The sequence below is a fragment of the Pseudomonas sp. PvP100 genome, from assembly GCF_017833055.1.
Classification (GTDB): domain Bacteria; phylum Pseudomonadota; class Gammaproteobacteria; order Pseudomonadales; family Pseudomonadaceae; genus Aquipseudomonas; species Aquipseudomonas syringae.
In genome coordinates, this window is the sequence record NZ_JAFIBO010000001.1 from 4,939,950 (window position 1) to 4,960,011 (window position 20,062).

Below are 20,062 nucleotides of genomic sequence, written 5' to 3' on the forward strand. Positions count from 1 at the left end.
TGGCAGAAGGGCGGACTGCTGGTTTTTTCAAGTATCTGTTCACTCGGTAGTGATCGAGCATGGCCCGATCACTACTGGTGCAGACGACGTCTTACGCCTTGTGATACGCGGTGGCGCGCTCGACTTCTTCCTTGGAACCCAGGTACACCGCAACGCGCTGGTGCAGGCCTTCAGGCTGAATGTCGAGAATGCGCTGATGGCCGTCAGTGGACGCGCCGCCGGCCTGTTCGACCAGGAAGGACATCGGGTTGGCTTCGTACATCAGGCGCAGTTTGCCCGGCTTGGAAGGCTCGCGGCTGTCGCGCGGGTACATGAACAGGCCGCCACGGGTCAGGATACGGTGCACGTCGGCCACCATCGCCGCGACCCAGCGCATGTTGTAGTTCTTTTTCAGCGGACCGTCTTCACCGGCCAGCAGCTCGCTCACGTAGCGCTGTACCGGGGCTTCCCAGTGGCGCTGGTTGGACATGTTGACCGCGAACTCCTGAGTGGACTCCGGGATGGTGATGTCTTCGTGAGTCAGCACGAAGCTGCCCATCTCGCGGTCCAGGGTGAAGCCTTTCACGCCATCGCCCAAGGTCAGGACCAGCATGGTTTGCGGGCCGTAGATGGCGTAACCGGCGGCGACCTGTTCGGTGCCTGGCTGCAGGAAGGCCTTTTCATTCAGCGCTTCGTTCTGGCTCAGGTATTCGTTCGGGCAGCGCAGTACCGAGAAGATGGTGCCGACCGGTGCGTTGATGTCGATGTTCGACGAGCCGTCCAGCGGGTCGAAAACCAGCAGGTAGGCACCCTTCGGGTATTTGCCCGGGATCTGGTAGGCGTTGTCCATTTCTTCGGATGCCATACCGGCCAGGTGACCGCCCCACTCGTTGGCTTCGAGCAGAATCTCGTTGGAGATTACATCGAGTTTTTTCTGCACTTCGCCCTGAACGTTTTCGGTGCCCATGCTGCCCAGTACGCCGCCCAGCGCGCCTTTGGAGACGGCGTGACTGATTTCCTTACATGCGCGCGCCACAACTTCGATCAGGAAGCGCAGATCGGCAGGGGTGTTGTTGCTGCGAGTCTGCTCAATCAAGTAACGACTTAGTGTGACGCGGGACATGGATAGCTCCGAAAATAGGGGTATGAAAACCCGCGCAGTTTAACGCGAGTGGCGACGTAATACTGCTATGAGACTGGCTTAAGACTGTTTCAGTTCAGATGTCAGGCGAACCGCGCCTGACAGGCCGCCTGTTTCAGCGTTTTGCAGCGCGCAGCGTGCTGAACGCCATCCAGCCAAGGAACACCACGCCAAGCAGCAGCACGGCCCAAAGCCCCAAGCGTTTGAAGTCAGTACTTTGTTGCACAGCGATCGGCGCAGCGGACATGTTGGCCACAGCCGCTGTGGCTGGGCTCGCTGTGCCGAGAGTCGCGAGCTTTTCCGCACTCAGGTCAGGAATCAGCGTGGCCAGCGACAGGTTGGCAGCCTTGACGCTCGGGTTGCCGATTGCCAGGGTGAATGGCCCGTTACCGCGCGCCAGGAACACCACCTCCGTGGCAGGCACGGCCACACTCAACTGCGGCGCTTCACTGCCCAGTCCGCCGCCACGATCATCCACCACCAGCTTGAGCTGCCGAACGATGCGTCCGGACAGTTGCAGCTGGTCCTGCAAAACGTCGCTGTTGTTCTGCGACAAGCGATACAGCAGGCCGCTGCTGATCGGCTGCCAGGGCTTCCCGGCATCGAGCCGGCCGTAGAGCGTCGCCGGTGCCAGGCTGTTGGGCTGGGTGATGTCGATTTTGACGCGGCCTATCGGCAAGCCGGTGGGCAGTTGCCAGACATACTCGTTGGGGCTTTCGACGCTGCCCTTGACCGGTGGCGACCAGGTCAGCGGTGTGGCCGGAGTGTCGCTGCTGGCGCTCAGCAGGTGCGCAGAGATCAGCAGCGGCGCGCTGTGCGGGGAACGCCACAGCAGGCGCAGATAGCGGGCGCTCTGGCCGGGCAGGCCGACTTCGCGCTGTTCGACCACTTCGTCGGCAAACGACAGCCGCGCAACCTGTCCTTCGCCCCAGTTGCGCCAGTGCTGCAGGTCGTCACTGGCTTCGATACTGAAATTCTGGAAGCCCTCTCGCTCGGTGCTCCAGTCGATGACCAGTTGTTCAAGCGGTGCCTTGATTGCGCTGGTGTCCAGCAACCAGCCGCGCAGCACTTCTTCGCCTGCTTCGATATCGCTTTGTGGCTGGACCTCGATCACGCTGCCGTTGCTGGAGCGCTCGATACGGATGACCGGTGCGGTGTCGCCTGCCTCCTGTGTGCTGTACAGGGCAAACCAGTTGACCTCGATCGGCGTCGGCTCCTGTTCGGGCGCGGGCTGGCGCGGCGTGATCGAGTAAGCCTGCGGCTGGCCCTCTGCATTGAACACGCGTACATCGCTCAGATCGGTCTGCCGGGCATTCAACTGGACGGCAAGCGGCAACTCGATGCGATACCACGGTCCTTCGCCGCTCAGGCTTAGCGGCGTCTGGCTGGCGAAGTCCGCCGGTTTGTCCTGGGCGAGGGCGGTTATCGCCGTGCACAAGGCCAGGCCAAGCACGGCGATCTTCATGGCAGGATGACTCAAGAACGGTTTCCTCATAGCGTGTCCGGTGCGGCAGTCGGGCCTGGGCCGGGTTTTTCGCCGACCTCTGTGACAGAGTGTTTCGGCGGTAAAGGTGCGAAATATCCCACCACCAATAGCAAAATGCCAACGCCGATGAACGAGACGATGCGCTCCATGCCGCCGCGATTGCTCAGCTCGACGAAGAACAGCTTGACCACCACCACCCCGATCAACGCTGCACCGCCCAGCCACAGCTGGCGGTTGGAGCGCATGTGACCGCCGATCATCAAGGCCAGTGCCATCAGCGTCCAGACTATCGACAACCCGGCCTGAACGCGCATGGAGTCGAGCAGCGCCCCGGTGTTCCATGGCACATCAGCCCAATGATGCGCCGTGCGCATGACCATTGCCGTAACCAGCGCGAAGAGTGACGCGCCAGCCACCAGCAAGGCAGCGTTAACAAGGCGCATGACGTGTGTGCGTAGCCACAGGCAGACCCCTGCCAGTGACAGCAGCAAACCGATTTCCAGCGGGTTGAGCAGCGGAATATACGGCAGTGGATCCGCCGCGCCGTCGCTGAAGGTATTCGCCAGCCAGAACCACGCCATCATCAACACCGCCAGCGGCGCAGCGGCCCCGAGGTGATAGGCCTCGGGGCAGGCTTTTACCGGCCACGGCCATTGGCGCGTCGAGCTCATCGCCAGCAGGAACAGGCTCGGCACAATCGCCCAGCCCAGCCAGCGCCAGGCGTTGTAATGTTCGGACAGTTGCAGCAGGCCGAAGCGCAGTTCCAGCGCCAGCACGGCGATGATCAGCAGGCAGCCCATAGTGTGAGCGACGCGTCGGGCGAGGATGGATTGCATGCCGGTCAAATGGCGCAGGGTCAGCAGATGCACGGCGAACACCGCCAGCCAGGCCAGCCAGCCCAGGTTGCCTGCCGGATTGTTTCGCAGGTCCACCGAGATCATCAGCAGCGCGGCACTGAGAGGCGTCAGCGCGCTGCACAGCGCGGCGAGATCCGGCCAGCGCAAACGTATGGCGAGTGCGGCCCAGAGCGCCACGCTGAGCGCAAGGGCTAGCAAAAACGCTGCAGCCAGATAGGCCTCTGGTGCGTGCAGCATCACAGCGCTGGTCAGTGAGACCATCCACCAGAACGCGCCCCAGATGATCAGCAGTGTTCGAGCGGTGCGCTGATCGATGAGGGTCAGCGAATTGAGGCGGAACACGCACCAGGCACTGACCATGGCTGCGACCGCCAGGATCATCGGCGTCCAGTAATCGTTGGCAAAGGCTTGCGGCGAGCTCTCGGTGCCGCCGCTGATCAGAATCGCGCTGGCGCCCAGTTGCAGCAGCAGGCCGAAAGCCTGTGCCAGCCTGCGCTGTTGGCGCAAGCCCAGCCAGAAAATCGCCGCGCCTTCCACGGCCCACGCGCTGGTTGTCCACTGCGAACCCAGGCCCAGCGGGATCGCCAGCGTGGCAAACACCACGCCCAGCGCCAGGCAGGTTTCCATCAGCAAGGCGGTTTGGCCTGGCGCACGTGCTGCCAGCCAGCGTGCCAGCGCCATGTAGATCAGGCCGAGCGCAAGCGCGCTGAACGCAGCGCCGAATTCCAGATGCTCGACCAGCGCATATTGCAGGCCGAACCCGGCTATCGGCGTGCCCAGCAACAGCGTGCCGTCGACGTAATCGCCCTGGCGGGCAGCCCAGCGCAGCATGGCTTCGCGAGTGTGGTCGGGCGGCGCGCTGTCCAGCTCCAGCAGTTTGCGGCGGGCAAACAGCAAGCCGATGGCCAGATACATCAGGAAGAACACCATCAGAAAGGGCTCGGTGCTCCAGAACAATGCGGGTGTATAGGCCTGCAGGCCCCACGCGAAGCCGATGCCGAACGTGCCGAAGAAGCCGATCAGGTTGAGAATGCGCCAGGCCTTGAACCAGGCGATGGCGATGATGCCCGCATTGAGCAGGGCAAAGTAACTGAACAGCGAGATATGGCTGCCTTGCCCGGTCGATGCCAGCAACGGTGCCGCGAAGCCGCCCAGCGCACCGGCGCAGGCGAGGGCCAGCGAGTTCTGTGTCAGCGCCAGAATGGCTGAGAAGCTGGTGATTGCGACCAGCAGCGCGAAGCCCAGCGTCGGGTCCAGCAGGGTGTGCAGTTTCATCGCGGCGAAGACAGTCAGGTACAGCACCCCCACGCCGGCGCCTTGCAGCATCAAGGCGTAAGGACCGTTGCGCATCCGCAGCCACCAGCCCAGACCGAGCAGAGCCATGGCGCTCGCGGCCACTGCGGCGTAGCGCGCTTCAAGCGGCACGACCATGCCTTCGGTGGCATAGCGCAGCAAAAACGCCAGGCCGAGGAACAGCACCACGACACCCACGCGCAATACGGTATTACCGCCCAGCAGCCAGTCTTTTGCGGCGTTGATCGCGCTGTCCAGCGGATTGGCTTTTGCTGTCCTGGTTGGCTGGAGTATCTGTGGTGCGGGCTCGGCAGGCGTTGTTGCCTGCGGCGCTTCGTCCGGTAGGTCCCAGATCAGTTCGGGGCCGTCGGTGGGCGCTTCGACGATGACTGCATCGAGTGGAAGCGGTGCAGGGGCCTGCGCAGGCGGCACGCCGGGCGCGGACTGACGTTCGAGTGCGCTCAGGCGCTGCTGAAGGACATTGAGGGATTCGCGGGTTGCGAGCAGTTGCTGCAGCTGATCGGCGGATTGCCTGCCAAGCAGACGCACGCGAATGCCGGCCCAGAAAACCCAGCCCATGACTGCACCCATCAGCGTACCGGCCCACTCGTCATAACTGAGCGAGTAGCCCAATAGCGCACCGCCCACCACCAGACAAATCCAAAGCACGCGACGACATCCTTTTCGGTGTGTGAAGGTTCATCGTGCGCAGTATATAGGGGCGGGCGGACATCGCTTGTAATGTTTTACGCAGGGTGAGATGGGGCACTGGACGTCAGGAACTGCATGCTAACGCGTAGCATTGGCGCGATAGTCATGAACGCCTATCGTTCCTCACGCTCCACAGCGTGGGAATGCCTTGGGTGACGCTCCGCGTCACAAATCTGCGCCGCACCGCGCATTCAAGATCGGACGCGGAACGTCCAGAAACAAGTGTCGATGAGTACGGAAAGCGCGGCTGAACTCTAACTGCAGGCCGAATACACATCCTTGTGGGAGTGAGCTTGCTCACGAAGACGTTGGTTCAAACGCCTTCTTTTCCGAGGCATTACTGGCCTCTTCGCGAGCAAGCTCGCTCCCACACTGCGTTTTTTCGAACTTTAACGTCAGTCCAGCGCTTTCCAGATGTCTCCGGCGTACTCGCGGATGGTCCGGTCCGAGGAGAACCAGCCCATACGTGCGGTATTGAGGACCGCCGAGCGCCACCATTCCTTGGAGTCGTGCCAGCGCTCTTCGACCTTGGCCTGGGCCGCCCAGTACGAGTCGAAGTCAGCGCAGACCAGGAAGCGGTCATAATCCAGCAACTGATCGATGAGGCCCACATAGCGGTTCGGATCATCCGGCGAGAACACACCACCCCGGATCGCCTGCAGCACATCGTTCAAGCGTCCGGAAGCAGCCACATCGTCATGCGCGCTGAATTCACCTGCCTGCTTGCGGGCTTCGACCTGTTGCGAAGACATGCCGAAGATGAACATGTGCTCCAGCCCGACCTGCTCGCTCATTTCCACGTTGGCACCGTCCAGCGTACCGATGGTCAGTGCGCCGTTGAGGCCGAACTTCATGTTGCTGGTCCCGGACGCTTCCAGGCCTGCGGTGGAAATCTGCTCGGACAGGTCGGCCGCCGGAATGATGCTCTCCGCCAGGCTGACGTTGTAGTTGGGCATGAACACCACTTTCAGCAGACCGCGTACGGTCGGATCGTTGTTCACGGTCCGCGCGATATCGTTGGTCAGCTTGATGATCAGTTTGGCCGAGTGATAGCTGGCCGCCGCCTTGCCGGCGAAGATCTTCACCCGTGGCACCCAATCGGTACCTGGCTCGGCCCGAATGGCCTGATACAGGGCGACGGTGTGGAACAGGTTCAGCAACTGGCGCTTGTACTCGTGGATCCGCTTGACCTGAACGTCGAACATCGCGGCAGGGTTGACGGCAATGCCCAAACGTTCATGAATGATCGCCGCCAGCGCACGCTTGCTGTGCAGGCGTTGATCGGCCATCTGCTTGCGGAACGACGACTTCTCGGCGAACGGCTCGAGCTCTTTGAGGCGCGTCTCGGCGTTGTCCAGAACATCCTCGCCGAGCGACTCGACAAGCATCTCGGTCAGCTTCGGGTTGGCCTGGAACAGCCAGCGGCGGAAGGTGATGCCGTTGGTCTTGTTGTTGATCCGCTCTGGATAGATCTTGTGCAGCTCGGCGAACACGGTCTTGCGCATCAGTTGCGTGTGCAGCGCCGAAACGCCGTTGACGCTGTGCGAGCCGAGGAACGCCAGGTTGCCCATGCGTACCCGACGACCGTTGTCTTCTTCGATCAGCGACACGGCACGCAGCACGTTGACGTCGTCGACGCCCTTGGCACGCAGTGTGTCGATATGCTGCGCGTTGATCAGGTAGATGATCTGCATGTGGCGCGGCAGCATCCGCTCCATCAGGCCGACCGACCAGGTTTCCAGTGCTTCAGGCAGCAGGGTGTGGTTGGTGTAGCCGAGAGTGCCGACGGTGATTTTCCAGGCGGTGTCCCACGGGATGTTGTGGTTGTCGATCAGCTGACGCATCAGCTCGGCCACGGCGATCGAGGGGTGCGTGTCGTTCATCTGAATCGCCGCATGCTCGGACAGATCCGTCAGTGTGGCGTGCTGGTTCAGATGGCGGCGCAGCAAGTCCTGCAGCGACGCGGAAACGAAAAAGTATTCCTGACGCAGACGCAGTTCCTGACCCGCTTCGGTCGCATCGTTCGGGTAAAGCACGCGGGAAATACTTTCGGCGCGCACCACTTCGGCAACCGCGCCGAAGTGATCGCCGGCGTTGAAGCGCTCCAGGTGCAGGTCTTCTACCGCACGGGCGCGCCACAAGCGCAGGGTGTTGACGCTCTTGCCGCGCCAGCCCACTACCGGGGTGTCATAGGCGATGGCCCGAACGGTCTCGCCCGGACGCCATACCTGACGCGAGTCGCCTGCTTCGGTCGGGACGGTGTCGACACTGCCGCCGAAGCCGATGGAGTACACCACCTCAGGGCGTTCGAATTCCCATGGGTTACCGAAGTCCAGCCAGTTCTCGGTCTGCTCCTGCTGCCAGCCATCGACGATGCCCTGACGAAACAGGCCGTGCTCGTAACGAATGCCGTAACCATGACCCGCAATGCCCAGGGTCGACATGCTTTCCATGAAGCACGCAGCCAGACGACCCAGGCCGCCGTTACCCAGTGCCGCATCCGGTTCAAGCAGGCGGATACGCTCGATGTCCACACCCAGCTCGGTCAGCGCCTCGCGAGCGACTTCGAGCAGGCCCAGGTTACTGAGGCTGTCGTACAGCAGCCTGCCTATCAGGAATTCGAGAGACAGGTAGTAAACGCGTTTCTGAACCTTGCGATAGATCTGCCGCGTGTGGTCCATCCAGTGTTCGACCATATGGTCGCGGGCGGCAAGGGCGACAGCTTCAAACCAGTCATGCTCAAACGCATGGTCGGGGTCCTTGCCCACCGAGTAGGTGAGTTTGGCGAGCACAGCGGCGCGAAAAGCGGCCACATCAGCGTCACGAACAAGTGGTTCCTGAGACATCGGTAAAACCTCAAGTAGTCTGACGAATGGAAAACGTGATTCTTAGACTGTAGGCGTGTCGTCAATTATTTCCTGAAAAAAAGCGAAATAATTCATGGCATAGCTCTCGCTTCGACCCAGCGCAACGGCTCTGGTTCGCGCACCGGTGAAATTGGCAAAACGCTTGCATCGTTCGTTCCATCCTGATCAATGACGTGCAGCATGCTGATTCTTCGTTTCGGGTTTATGATGCCCCACGGCAGAATAATAGAAGCCTCTGAACTGGACTTATGGAGCACTTATGCAGACTTTGTACCCGCAGATCAAACCCTACGCCCGGCACGATCTGGCCGTGGAACAACCGCATGTGCTTTACGTCGATGAAAGTGGCTCGCCAGAGGGGTTGCCGGTGGTGTTCATCCACGGCGGCCCGGGTTCCGGGTGCGACGCGCACAGTCGCTGCTATTTCGATCCCAACCTGTACCGCATCGTCACCTTCGATCAGCGCGGTTGCGGCCGTTCCACACCGCATGCCAGCCTTGAAAACAATACCACCTGGAAACTGGTGGAAGACCTCGAAGCGATTCGCGAGCACCTCGGGATCGATAAATGGGTGCTGTTCGGCGGTTCGTGGGGTTCGACCCTCGCTCTGGCCTATGCACAGACCCATCCCGATCGCGTGCACGCGCTGATCCTGCGTGGCGTATTCCTTGCCCGGCAACAGGAAATCGACTGGTTCTATCAGGCGGGGGCCAGCCGTTTGTTCCCCGACTATTGGCAGGATTATGTCGCGCCGATCCCGCTGGACGAGCGTGACAACATTCTGGCTGCCTTCCACAAGCGACTCACCGGTCCGGATCAGATCGCCCAGATGCACGCCGCCAAGGCCTGGTCGACCTGGGAAGGGCGTTGCGCAACCTTGCGCCCCAATCCGCAAGTGGTGGATCGCTTCGCCGAGCCGCACCGTGCGTTGTCTATCGCGCGCATCGAATGCCACTACTTCATGAACAACGCTTTTCTGGAAGACAACCAGCTGATTCGCGACATGCCGAAGATCGCGCACCTGCCGGCAATCATTGTGCACGGTCGTTACGATGTCATCTGTCCGCTGGATAATGCATGGGAGCTGCACCAGAACTGGCCTGGCAGTGAGCTGCAGGTGATTCGCGAGGCCGGGCATTCGGCAGCCGAACCGGGTATCGCCGACGCGCTGGTACGGGCCGCTGCAGAAGTTGCGCGCAACCTGCTCGACCTGCCGCCCGAAGAAGCGTAACAGTCATCCGGTATTGGTTTTGAGTCTGGAAAGGCGTCTATGAAAGGTTTGTTGCAGCGCGTGCGAAGTGCGCGCGTCGAGGTCGGCACCGAGGTCGTGGGTGCCATTGAACAGGGCATATTGGTGTTGGTGGGAATAGAGCCTCAAGACACCCGCGCCAGTGCCGATAAGTTGCTGCACAAGTTGCTCAATTATCGAGTGTTCAGCGATGCCGAGGGCAAGATGAATCTGTCTTTGCGCGAGGTGGGGGGCGGCTTGTTGCTGGTTTCCCAGTTCACGCTGGCTGCGGACACCAAAAGCGGGTTGCGTGCGGGCTTCTCTAAAGCCGCACCTCCAGCGCTGGGTGCCGAGCTGTTCGACTATCTGTTGAGTCAGGCCAGAATCGCGTATCCCACGGTAGCTGCGGGCCAGTTTGGTGCAGACATGCAGGTGCACCTGATAAATGATGGCCCGGTGACATTTTTGTTTGATACATAAGCTACGATTTCATGTTGTTCCCCTGAATTCATCTGTCTTGCAGGGATAAATTTCTTTGTCATACCTGATGCGTTGTGGCGCGCGCTACTGGATAATCGCGCGCTACGGGGATCGACACTGTTGGTCCATTTGGTATGACAAAAGCGGTTCTGACACCTGGTTGGGGAATCATTAAGCCCATTCGGAGTCGGAACAATGCTCGCCAACCCGGCATTGATAGCTGGCCGTTGGTTTTTTCATCTGTTTTTCGGCGAGGGTTGCTCGTGATTGTTAGTCCCTGTGATGCTCCAAAGACACCTGTCAAGCGGTTGCGTAGTGCACTTCTGGCAAGCTCGGCCCTTGTATGCCTGTTCAGTGCAGGTCAGCTATGGGCGTTCAACCTTGATGATGTAGCGGCGAAGGCCAAAGAAATGGCCGGGCAGAAGTTCGAGGCTCCGAGGAGCAATCTGCCGAACGAGCTGCGCGACATGAAGTTCGCCGATTATCAGAAGATCCGCTTCCGTGATGACAAGGCCGAATGGGCGGGTGAAAAGACTCCGTTCAAAGTGTCTTTCTACCACCAGGGTATGCACTTCGATACGCCGGTCAAAATCAACGAAGTGACCGCGACCAGCGTCGACGAGATCAAGTACGACCCGAATCGTTTTGACTTCGGCGATCTGAAGATCGACCCGAAATCCACCGAGAAACTGGGTTATGCCGGTTTCCGTGTCCTGTATCCGATCAACAAGGATGACAAGCAGGACGAAATCATGACCATGCTGGGCGCGAGCTACTTCCGCGTGATCGGCAAGGGTCAGGTTTATGGCCTTTCCGCGCGCGGCATGGCGATCGACACTGCCTCGCCGTCCGGTGAAGAATTTCCGCGCTTCAAGGAATTCTGGATCGAGAAGCCAGGCCCGGATGACAACCATCTGGTGATCTTTGCACTGCTCGACTCGCCGCGTGCCACCGGTGCCTATCAGCTGACCCTGCGTCCGGGTACCAACACTCTGGTTGACGTGAAGTCGCGCATGTTCCTGCGTGACAAGGTCAACAAGCTGGGCGTTGCTCCTCTGACCAGTATGTTCCTGTTCGGCGCCAACCAGCCGTCGCGTGTGCCTAACTACCGTCGTGAACTGCACGATTCCAGCGGTCTGTCGATTCAGGCGGCCAACGGTGAGTGGCTGTGGCGTCCGCTGAACAACCCTAAACATCTGTCCATCAGCAGCTTCTCGGTCGAGAACCCGCGTGGTTTCGGTCTGCTGCAACGTGGCCGCGACTTCAGCCAGTACGAAGACCTGGATGACCGCTATGACAAGCGCCCAAGTGCCTGGATCGAGCCGAAGGGCGATTGGGGCAAAGGGACTGTCGAGCTGGTCGAAATTCCGACTGCCGACGAGACCAACGACAACATCGTAGCTTACTGGAAGCCTGAAACGCTGGCCGAGCCTGGCCAGGAAATGGCGTTCGACTACCGTCTGCACTGGACCATGCAGGAAAACTCGATTCACTCGCCGGATCTGGGCTGGGTCAAGCAGACTCAACGCTCCATTGGTGACGTGCGTCAGTCCAACCTGATCCGTCAGCCGGACGGCAGCCTTGCCTTCCTGGTCGACTTCGTGGGCCCGGTGCTGGCCGCACTGCCGGAAGACAAGACCATTCGCAGCCAGGTGACCACTGACGACAACGTCGAGCTGGTGGAAAACAACCTGCGCTACAACCCGGTCACCAAAGGCTACCGCCTGACCCTGCGGGTAAAGGTCAAGGACTCCAGCAAGCCGACCGAAATGCGCGCCTACCTGTTGCGTGAAATCCCTGCCGAACCGGGCAAGGAACCTGCGCTGCTCGTGGCTGACAAAGCCGAAGAGAAGAAGGCCGCCGCCAAGGAAGCTGCCAAGCCGGCAGTTGCCAAGGAGTCCGCCAACGACCAGGTAGAAATCGCCAAGGCCGACGCGCCGAAGCCGGAAGCTGCCAAGCCTGAGACTGCCAAGTCTGAAGCTGGCAAGGCTGACGCAGCAAAAGCTGACGTAGCCAAAGGCAAAGGCGAAGTCGCGAAGGCCGATGCAGGCAAAGCCGACGCATCCAAGGCTGACGTAGCCAAGGACAAGGACGGTAAGGAAATTCAGCAGCCTGAAACCGAGGCAGCACCCACCCATCCGGAACCGGCCAAGACGTTGCAAGTCATGACCGAGACCTGGAGCTATCAGTTGCCGAGCGATGAGTAATTCTCTACCGGTGCCAATGTCTCTGAACGAGTACCTGGCGCATTTACCGATGAGCGACGAGCAGCGGGCAGAACTTGCCGGCTGCACGACCTTCGCCGAGTTGCATGAGCGACTTTCCGCGCAGCCGGTCAATGACCCTGCCGAGGCCGCTCAGGCTTCGGTGGGCCGTCGTCTGACGCTGACCACCGCAGATCAGCTGGAGGACGCCGAGATGCTCGGCGTCGACGCCAGCGGTCGCCTGTGCCTGAAGGCTACACCGCCGATTCGCCGGACCAAGGTCGTGCCAGAGCCATGGCGCACCAACATTCTGGTGCGCGGCTGGCGTAGCCTGACCGGCAAAGGCAACCCGCCCAAGCCCGAGCATGATGATCTGCCGCGTGATCTGCCGAAGGCGCGCTGGCGTACCGTCGGTTCGATCCGTCGCTACATCCTGCTGATCCTCATGCTGGGTCAGACGATCGTGGCGGGCTGGTATATGAAAGGTATCCTGCCGTATCAGGGCTGGTCGCTGGTTTCGCTCGACGAAATCACGCGTCAGACCTTCGTGCAGACCGCCTTGCAGGTCATGCCTTATGCCTTGCAGACCAGTATTCTGTTGTTGTTCGGGATTCTGTTCTGTTGGGTGTCGGCCGGTTTCTGGACCGCGCTGATGGGCTTCCTGGAGCTGCTCACCGGTCGCGACAAATACCGTATCTCGGGTGCCAGTGCTGGCAACGAGCCGATCGAAAAGGGCGCACGTACTGCGCTGGTCATGCCGATCTGCAACGAAGACGTGCCGCGGGTTTTCGCCGGTCTGCGCGCTACGTTCGAATCGGTAGCTGCCACGGGTGACCTGGATCGTTTCGATTTCTTCGTGCTCAGTGACACCAACGAAACCGACATCGCCGTTGCCGAGCAACAGGCGTGGCTGGACGTGTGCCGCGAGACCAAAGGCTTCGGCAAGATCTTCTATCGTCGCCGTCGCCGCCGCGTAAAACGCAAAAGCGGCAACCTCGACGACTTCTGCCGTCGCTGGGGCGGTGACTACCGCTACATGGTCGTGCTGGACGCCGACAGCGTTATGAGCGGTGAGTGTCTGACCAGTCTGGTTCGCCTGATGGAAGCCACGCCGGACGCCGGTATCATCCAGACCGCGCCACGTGCGTCGGGCATGGACACGCTGTATGCCCGCATGCAGCAGTTCGCTACCCGGGTCTATGGTCCGCTGTTCACCGCCGGCCTGCACTTCTGGCAGTTGGGTGAATCCCACTATTGGGGTCACAACGCGATCATCCGCATGAAGCCCTTCATCGAGCACTGCGCCCTGGCGCCGTTGCCCGGCAAAGGCGCGTTCGCCGGTGCGATCCTCTCCCACGACTTCGTCGAAGCTGCGCTGATGCGTCGTGCCGGCTGGGGCGTGTGGATTGCCTACGACCTGCCAGGCAGTTACGAAGAGTTGCCGCCCAACCTGCTGGACGAACTCAAGCGTGACCGTCGCTGGTGCCACGGCAACCTGATGAACTTCAGGCTGTTCCTGGTCAAGGGCATGCACCCGGTTCACCGTGCGGTGTTCCTGACCGGTGTGATGTCTTACCTGTCGGCGCCGTTGTGGTTCTTCTTCCTCGTGTTGTCCACGGCCTTGCTGGCAGTGAACACGCTGATGGAGCCGACCTACTTCCTTGAACCACGTCAGCTGTATCCGCTGTGGCCACAATGGCACCCGGAGAAAGCCGTTGCGTTGTTCTCGACCACCATTGTCCTGCTGTTCCTGCCTAAACTGCTCAGCGTCATTCTGATCTGGGCCAAGGGCGCGAAAGGCTTCGGTGGCAAGTTCAAGGTCACCGTTTCGATGCTGCTGGAAATGCTCTTCTCGGTGCTGCTGGCTCCGGTGCGCATGCTGTTCCACACCCGCTTCGTACTGGCCGCTTTCCTGGGCTGGGCCGCGACCTGGAACTCGCCGCAACGCGACGATGACTCCACGCCGTGGATTGAAGCAGTGAAGCGCCACGGTCCGCAAACCCTGTTGGGCGCGTGCTGGGCCTTGCTGGTGTTCTGGTTGAACCCGAGCTTCCTGTGGTGGCTTGCACCGATCGTGGTGTCGTTGATGCTGTCGATTCCGGTGTCGGTGATTTCCAGCCGTACCAATCTGGGCGTCAAGGCACGTGACGAGAAGTTCTTCCTGATTCCTGAAGAGTTCGAGCCGCCGCAAGAGCTGATCTCGACGGATCAGTACACCTACGAGAACCGCTGGCATGCGCTGAAACAGGGCTTCATTCGGGCTGTGGTCGACCCGCGACAGAACGCCTTGGCTTGCGCCCTGGCAACGTCGCGTCACCGCCAGGCTCAGCCGATTGAAGTGGTGCGTATGGAGCGTGTCGATCAGGCACTCAAGGTTGGTCCGGCAAAACTCGGCAATCAGGAACGCCTGATGCTGCTGAGCGACCCGGTTGCCCTTGGCCGCTTGCACGAGCGTGTCTGGAGCGAAGGTCACGAAGAGTGGCTGGCCGCGTGGAGAGCTTCCATCGAAGCCGATCCACATGCGCCTTTGCTGCCTTTGCAACCTGTCGGTAAAGCATCGGAGCCGGTCCCGGTCTAAAACCGCCCGGCTACGAAAAGAGCCCCTTACGCTTAGCGCGTCGGGGGCTTTTTTATTGCGTCTAGTGGTAAAGACCCGCGCAAGCGAGGGGTAGGAGCGAACTTGTTCGCGAAGACGGTCTTCCAAGCGATGCATTGTCGGGAAGCTTAACGGCCCCTTCGCGGACAAGTCCGCTCCTACGCCCGTTGGGCAGAATCAAAAACGGCCTCCTGCCCGAGGGATAGGGGCGAACTTGTTCGCGAAGACGGTCGCTCAAGCGATGCATGTTCGGAAAGCTTGGCGGCCCCTTCGCGGACAAGTCCGCTCCTACGCCCCTCGGGCAGAATCAAAAACGGCCTCCTGCCCGAGGGATAGGGGCGAACTTGTTCGCGAAGACGGTCGTTCAGGCGATGCATGTTCGAAGGCTTGGCGACCCCTTCGCGGACAAGTCCGCTCCTACGCCCGTTGGGCAGAATCAAAAACGGCCTTCTGCCCGAGGGGTAGGGGCGAACTTGTTCGCGAAGACGGTCGCTCAGGCGATGCATTGTCGGAAAGCTTGGCGGCCCCTTCGCGGACAAGTCCGCTCCTACGCCCGTTGGGCATAATCAAAAACGGCCTCCTGCCCGAGGGGTAGGAGCGAACTTGTTCGCGAAGACGGTCGTTCAGGCGATGCATGTCCGGAAAGCTTGGCGGCCCCTTCGCGGACAAGTCCGCTCCTACGCCCGTTGGGCAGAATCAAAAACGGCCTCCTGCCCGAGGGATAGGGGCGAACTTGTTCGCGAAGACGGTCGTTCAGGCGATGCATGTTCGAAGGCTTGGCGACCCCTTCGCGGACAAGTCCGCTCCTACGCCCGTTGGGCAGAATCAAAAACGGCCTTCTGCCCGAGGGGTAGGGGCGAACTTGTTCGCGAAGACGGTCGCTCAGGCGATGCATTGTCGGAAAGCTTGGCGGCCCCTTCGCGGACAAGTCCGCTCCTACGCCCGTTGGGCATAATCAAAAACGGCCTTCTGCCCGAGGAGTAGGAGCGAACTTGTTCGCGAAGATGGTCGTTCAGGCGATGCATGTTCGAAGGCTTGGCGACCCCTTCGCGGACAAGTCCGCTCCTACGCCCGTTGGGCAGAATCAAAAGCAGGCTGGTGTATAACGCCAAGCGCTCCAGCGTCGGAATCCTTGCGTCGCAGATCTATCAACCCACCCTGAATTTCCCCACCAGTGTCTGCAGGTGCGTTCCCAGTCTGGCGAGTTCGATGCTTGAGGCTGCGGTTTGCTCGCTGGCTGCGGCGGTCTGTTCGGAAATGTCGCGAACGCTGATAACGTTACGGTTGATCTGTTCGGCGACCACGCTCTGCTCCTCGCTGGCGGCAGCGATCTGTTCGTTCATGTGCTGGATCGTCGCCACGGTGCGGGTGATCTGCTCCAGTGCGCCTCCCGCACGACGGCTCAGTTCAACCGTGTTATCAGTCAGGGTGCGGCTGTTATCCAGCGTGGTTGCGACCTGTTGGGTGCCGGTTTGCAAGGCGGCGATCAGTTCTTCGATTTCCTCGGTGGACTTTTGCGTGCGTTGCGCCAGCCCCCGAACTTCATCGGCAACCACCGCGAAGCCGCGCCCGGCCTCTCCCGCGCGGGCGGCTTCAATGGCCGCATTGAGGGCCAGCAGGTTGGTCTGCTGTGAAACAGACTTGATCACATCGAGAACGCCGACGATCTTGTTGCTTTCCTGCTTGAGCGCGCTCATCGACTGCGTGGAGTTCAACACCTCGCGAGCCAGTTGCTCGATCTGAATGATCGCCTGCCCGACCACTTCATCGCCACTGCGTGCCTGTTGATCCGCCTGAGCGGCCGCCTGCGACGCTTGCTGCGCATTGCGCGCGACCTCCTGCACGGTTGCGGCCATTTCATTCATGGCCGTCGCTACCTGATCGGTTTCGTCTTTCTGACTGGTGACTCCGATGCAGGTCTGTTTGGTCACCGCGGACAACTGCTCGGCCGCGCTGGCGATCTGCGATACGCCCTCGCTGATGCCTCCAACCAGTTCGCGCAGGCTGACGGTCATGGTCTGCATGCTGCCTTGCAACTGACCCATTTCGTCACGGCGCGTGACCGATATGTCCCGGCTCAGATCGCCCTGAGCGATGCGTGCTGCGGCCCCCAGAGTCTGTTGCAACGGTACGGTGATCTGCCGGGTCATGATCCAGGCAGCAAGCAATCCGATCAGCAGTGCCAGGCCTGCAACACTGCTCAGCATGGCGCTGGCGTTGGCCGCCTCGCTGTCGCGCTGGGCGGTTTGCAGACGGTTCAGCGCCGCGACGGAGTCCAGTAGCGTTTCGCCAAGACCCGCCATGATTTCCTGATCCGCTTCAGCCTTGGTCTGTATCTGCTTGAACTCGCCTAGCCGTTCCCGATAACTCTGCAGGGCGGCAGTCGCCGGCGTCAGGCCCTGAAGACTTTCGTTGCCCTGATCCTGCGCGATCTGCCCGATTTCCTTGAGCGCTTCGTCGATGGCCGCAATGGCTGCGCTTTCATCCGCGTCGCGCGTGGTGAAGGTATACGTCTGCACCTGATAACGAGCGGTCTGGACCTGCTGCCTCAGTTGGGAAATGTTGGTGAATTCCTCCATCCGCTCGCTGCTGTCCTGTTCCTGGCTGACGCTTTTGAGCACCTCTACCTCAACCTGCGCGATGGCCTGCAAGGCCTGTTCGGAGGTCTGCTCCAGGCGCGTACGTATCTGGTTGCGGGTCTGTCGGTTGTCGCGAACGTCCGCGAAGGTCTTTTCGAGCCTGTTCAGCATCTCGAACTGGCCGTTGAGCAGCTTGATGGTTGCCTCCTCCTCACTCTGTGTGTGCAGCAGGGTGAGCTGGGCTTTCATTTCATTGAGTTTTTCTGTAACCAGCGCCGTGCTCTCCGGGGTTTTCTGGACGCGGTCGGTGATTCGCTCGGCGCGCAGGTCTTTGGTCAGACCGTTGAGCTGGGCGATGTCCGAGAGCGACTCCGAGCGGTCGATCATGGTGTACAGGCCATGCCAGCCCGTCAGTGTGATGATCAGCGTCAATAGCAGCACCAGGCCGAAACCCAGGGACAGTTTGAATCTGACGTTCATGTTGCCGAGCGCTTGGTTGATCAATCGGAACATTGGAATCTCCTGCAATGAGCGAACAAAAGCACGCTCCGAACGGGTCGGGACGTGCGTTGTGAGCGCATCGGCGTGGTGATTCATTGCGTGACCTGAGAAGGTCGTAGGAGATTTCCGGGCAAGGAGGAGGGGTGAAAGGTGTCACATTCTTTCGGGAAAAATGCCCCGCGCCGTTTGCTGGCGCGGGCCGTGTCCTGACAGGTCAGACGGTGAAACGGCTCACCAGCACCTGAAGGTGGTTGCCCAGTCTGGCCAGTTCTACGCTGGACGCCGCGGTTTCTTCACTGGCCGCAGATGTCTGTTCGGACACGTCACGGACATTGATGATGCTGCGGTTGATCTCTTCGGCGGTCGCGCTCTGTTCTTCGGCGGCAGCCGCAATCTGTTGATTCATCGCCTGGATCGCCGAGACGGTTTTGGTGATGCTCTCCAGCGATCCACCGGCCCGACGAGTCAGCTCCACGCTGCTGGTGCTCAACTCGCGGCTGCTGTCCATGACGGTTGTGGCCTGCTGTGTACCGCTTTGCAGACGGGCAATCAGTGCTTCGATCTCTTCGGTGGATTTTTGCGTACGCTGCGCCAGACTGCGCACCTCATCGGCAACCACCGCAAAGCCCCGACCGGCTTCACCGGCGCGTGCTGCCTCGATAGCGGCGTTCAAGGCCAGCAGGTTGGTCTGCTCGGCGACCGATTTGATGACGTCCAGCACGCTGCCGATCTTGTCGCTTTCCTGTTTCAGCGCGCCCATCGCTTCGCTGGAGTTGCCCACCGCAGAGGCGAGGCGCTCGATTTGTGCGATGGCCTCGTTGACCACCCGTTCCCCGTCACGGGCCTGACGGTCTGCCGTCACCGCTGCTTCCGAAGCTTCCTCGGCGTTGCGTGCGACCTCCTGAACGGTCGCCGTCATTTCATGCATGGCAGTGGCAACCTGATCGGTCTCGACCTTCTGGCTGTTGACCCCGGCACTGGTCTGCTCGGTAACCGCCGACAGCTCTTCCGCTGCGCTGGCAATCTGGGTGACACCATCGCGAATCCCGCCCACCAGTTCGCGCAGGCCCACCGTCATGCGCTGAATCGTGGCCTGCAGCTTGCCCAGCTCGTCCTTGCGATCAACGTTGAGGTTGCGGCTCAGGTCGCCCGAGGCCACCCGCTCTACGACCTCAAGGGTCTCCTGCAGCGGGGTGGTGATCTGGCGAGTGATGACCCAGGCCGCGAGAATGCTCATCACCAGTGCCAACGCAGTCGCTGCGGCGATCATCGTGACCGACTTGGCGCTTTCTGCGTCGCGGCTCTTGTTCTGTCGGGTAATCAGGTCGTTGCTGGTGGCGAGCATGCTGACGCCCAGCGTGGTCATTTTTTCCAGTGCGGCCTTGGAGGCGGCCTGGGCATCGCGGTAGCGGCCCACAGCCGCGCGGTAGCCATTCAGCCCGGCGATGGCCTGTTGCAGCATGGGCGAATAAGTGGAAGAAATGTCGCCAGCCAGCGTGTTGATCCCGGTCACAGCATCATCGATGGCTTTATTGGCATCCTTTTCGAAATCGGGACGGCCGCTGTAGGTGTAACCACGTACCTGAAAGCGCGCCTGCTGAATCAGTTTGCTGACGCCGACGATGCCATTGAAGGCCAGGATGTTATCTTCCTTGAGCAGCTCAGCTTCAATCCTGTCGGCCTGATCCACCGCCTTGTCGGCGTTTTCGCCCATCTGGCTGCGACTGACTTCGCGGCTTTCGATCGCCTTGCTCATGTCCTCGAACGACTGGCGATAGTCGCGGGTTGCCTGAATCTGGACATCCAGCAATTGCAGGTTCTCGGCGGAGCGCAACAGGTTTCTGGCCGTTTGCAGTGCTGCGTCGAGCTGATCGAGCGTACTTCTGACTTGCGCTGCGGTCTCTGCGTTGTAAAGGTCCTCGTAACGCATACGGTTGATGCGCAACTGAAGGGTCAGCTCATTGACCTCTGCAATCGCAGTGACACGGTCCCCACGCTCGATCAGCGCCTGATTGCTGAACCAGCCGGTGGCTGAAATCATCAGCGTCATCAACAGCACCAGACCAAAGCCGATCGCCAATTTCAGGCTGACACTCGCATTGGCGAGGCTTTTGGATAACCCACGAGACATGATCACTCC

General features: G+C 60.6%; 10 protein-coding genes. 4 read left to right on the top strand and 6 right to left on the bottom strand.

All coding sequences use genetic code 11. The features are described from left to right. Positions 1 to 91 precede the first annotated feature (91 nt). The 4 genes from JOE39_RS21410 to JOE39_RS21425 form a co-directional block, all read right to left on the bottom strand. Positions 92 to 1,102 (bottom strand): class 1 fructose-bisphosphatase, encoded by a 1,011-nt coding sequence (locus JOE39_RS21410; protein WP_003341445.1) that lies wholly within the window; start codon positions 1,100 to 1,102, stop codon positions 92 to 94. Between the two features lie 133 nt (positions 1,103 to 1,235). Next, positions 1,236 to 2,585, bottom strand: a complete 1,350-nt coding sequence (locus JOE39_RS21415; protein ID WP_192874856.1) for a DUF3999 domain-containing protein — start codon at positions 2,583 to 2,585, stop codon at positions 1,236 to 1,238. 26 nt (positions 2,586 to 2,611) lie between these two features. Continuing rightward, entirely contained in the window at positions 2,612 to 5,425 is a 2,814-nt protein-coding gene (locus JOE39_RS21420) for a DUF2339 domain-containing protein (protein ID WP_210078308.1), read from the bottom strand. A gap of 437 nt (positions 5,426 to 5,862) precedes the next feature. Then, positions 5,863 to 8,313, bottom strand: a complete 2,451-nt coding sequence (locus JOE39_RS21425; RefSeq protein WP_003427706.1) for a glycogen/starch/alpha-glucan phosphorylase — start codon at positions 8,311 to 8,313, stop codon at positions 5,863 to 5,865. 280 nt (positions 8,314 to 8,593) lie between these two features. On the opposite strand from JOE39_RS21425, the gene pip reads away from it, so the two are divergent. The 4 genes from pip to mdoH all read left to right on the top strand — a co-directional run bounded on the left by pip (position 8,594) and on the right by mdoH (position 14,824). After that, positions 8,594 to 9,565: a prolyl aminopeptidase gene (pip, locus tag JOE39_RS21430; RefSeq protein ID WP_003365948.1), complete on the top strand. Its 972-nt coding sequence runs from the start codon at positions 8,594 to 8,596 to the stop codon at positions 9,563 to 9,565. Positions 9,566 to 9,604: 39 nt separating this feature from the next. Continuing rightward, positions 9,605 to 10,042 (top strand): D-aminoacyl-tRNA deacylase, encoded by a 438-nt coding sequence (dtd, locus tag JOE39_RS21435; RefSeq protein WP_210078306.1) that lies wholly within the window; start codon positions 9,605 to 9,607, stop codon positions 10,040 to 10,042. Between the two features lie 263 nt (positions 10,043 to 10,305). After that, entirely contained in the window at positions 10,306 to 12,249 is a 1,944-nt protein-coding gene (locus JOE39_RS21440) for a glucan biosynthesis protein G (protein ID WP_210078304.1), read from the top strand. Further along, positions 12,242 to 14,824: a glucans biosynthesis glucosyltransferase MdoH gene (mdoH, locus tag JOE39_RS21445; RefSeq protein WP_003427702.1), complete on the top strand. Its 2,583-nt coding sequence runs from the start codon at positions 12,242 to 12,244 to the stop codon at positions 14,822 to 14,824. The genes JOE39_RS21440 and mdoH overlap by 8 nt, the downstream gene beginning before the upstream one ends. Before the next feature lie 1,166 nt (positions 14,825 to 15,990). Here mdoH and JOE39_RS21450 read toward each other — a convergent pair. Together JOE39_RS21450 and JOE39_RS21455 are read right to left on the bottom strand one after the other, a co-directional pair. Next, positions 15,991 to 17,934 (bottom strand): methyl-accepting chemotaxis protein, encoded by a 1,944-nt coding sequence (locus JOE39_RS21450; RefSeq protein ID WP_024664071.1) that lies wholly within the window; start codon positions 17,932 to 17,934, stop codon positions 15,991 to 15,993. A gap of 202 nt (positions 17,935 to 18,136) precedes the next feature. After that, positions 18,137 to 20,053, bottom strand: coding sequence for a methyl-accepting chemotaxis protein (locus JOE39_RS21455; RefSeq protein WP_024664070.1), 1,917 nt, complete (start codon positions 20,051 to 20,053; stop codon positions 18,137 to 18,139). Positions 20,054 to 20,062: the final 9 nt, after the last annotated feature.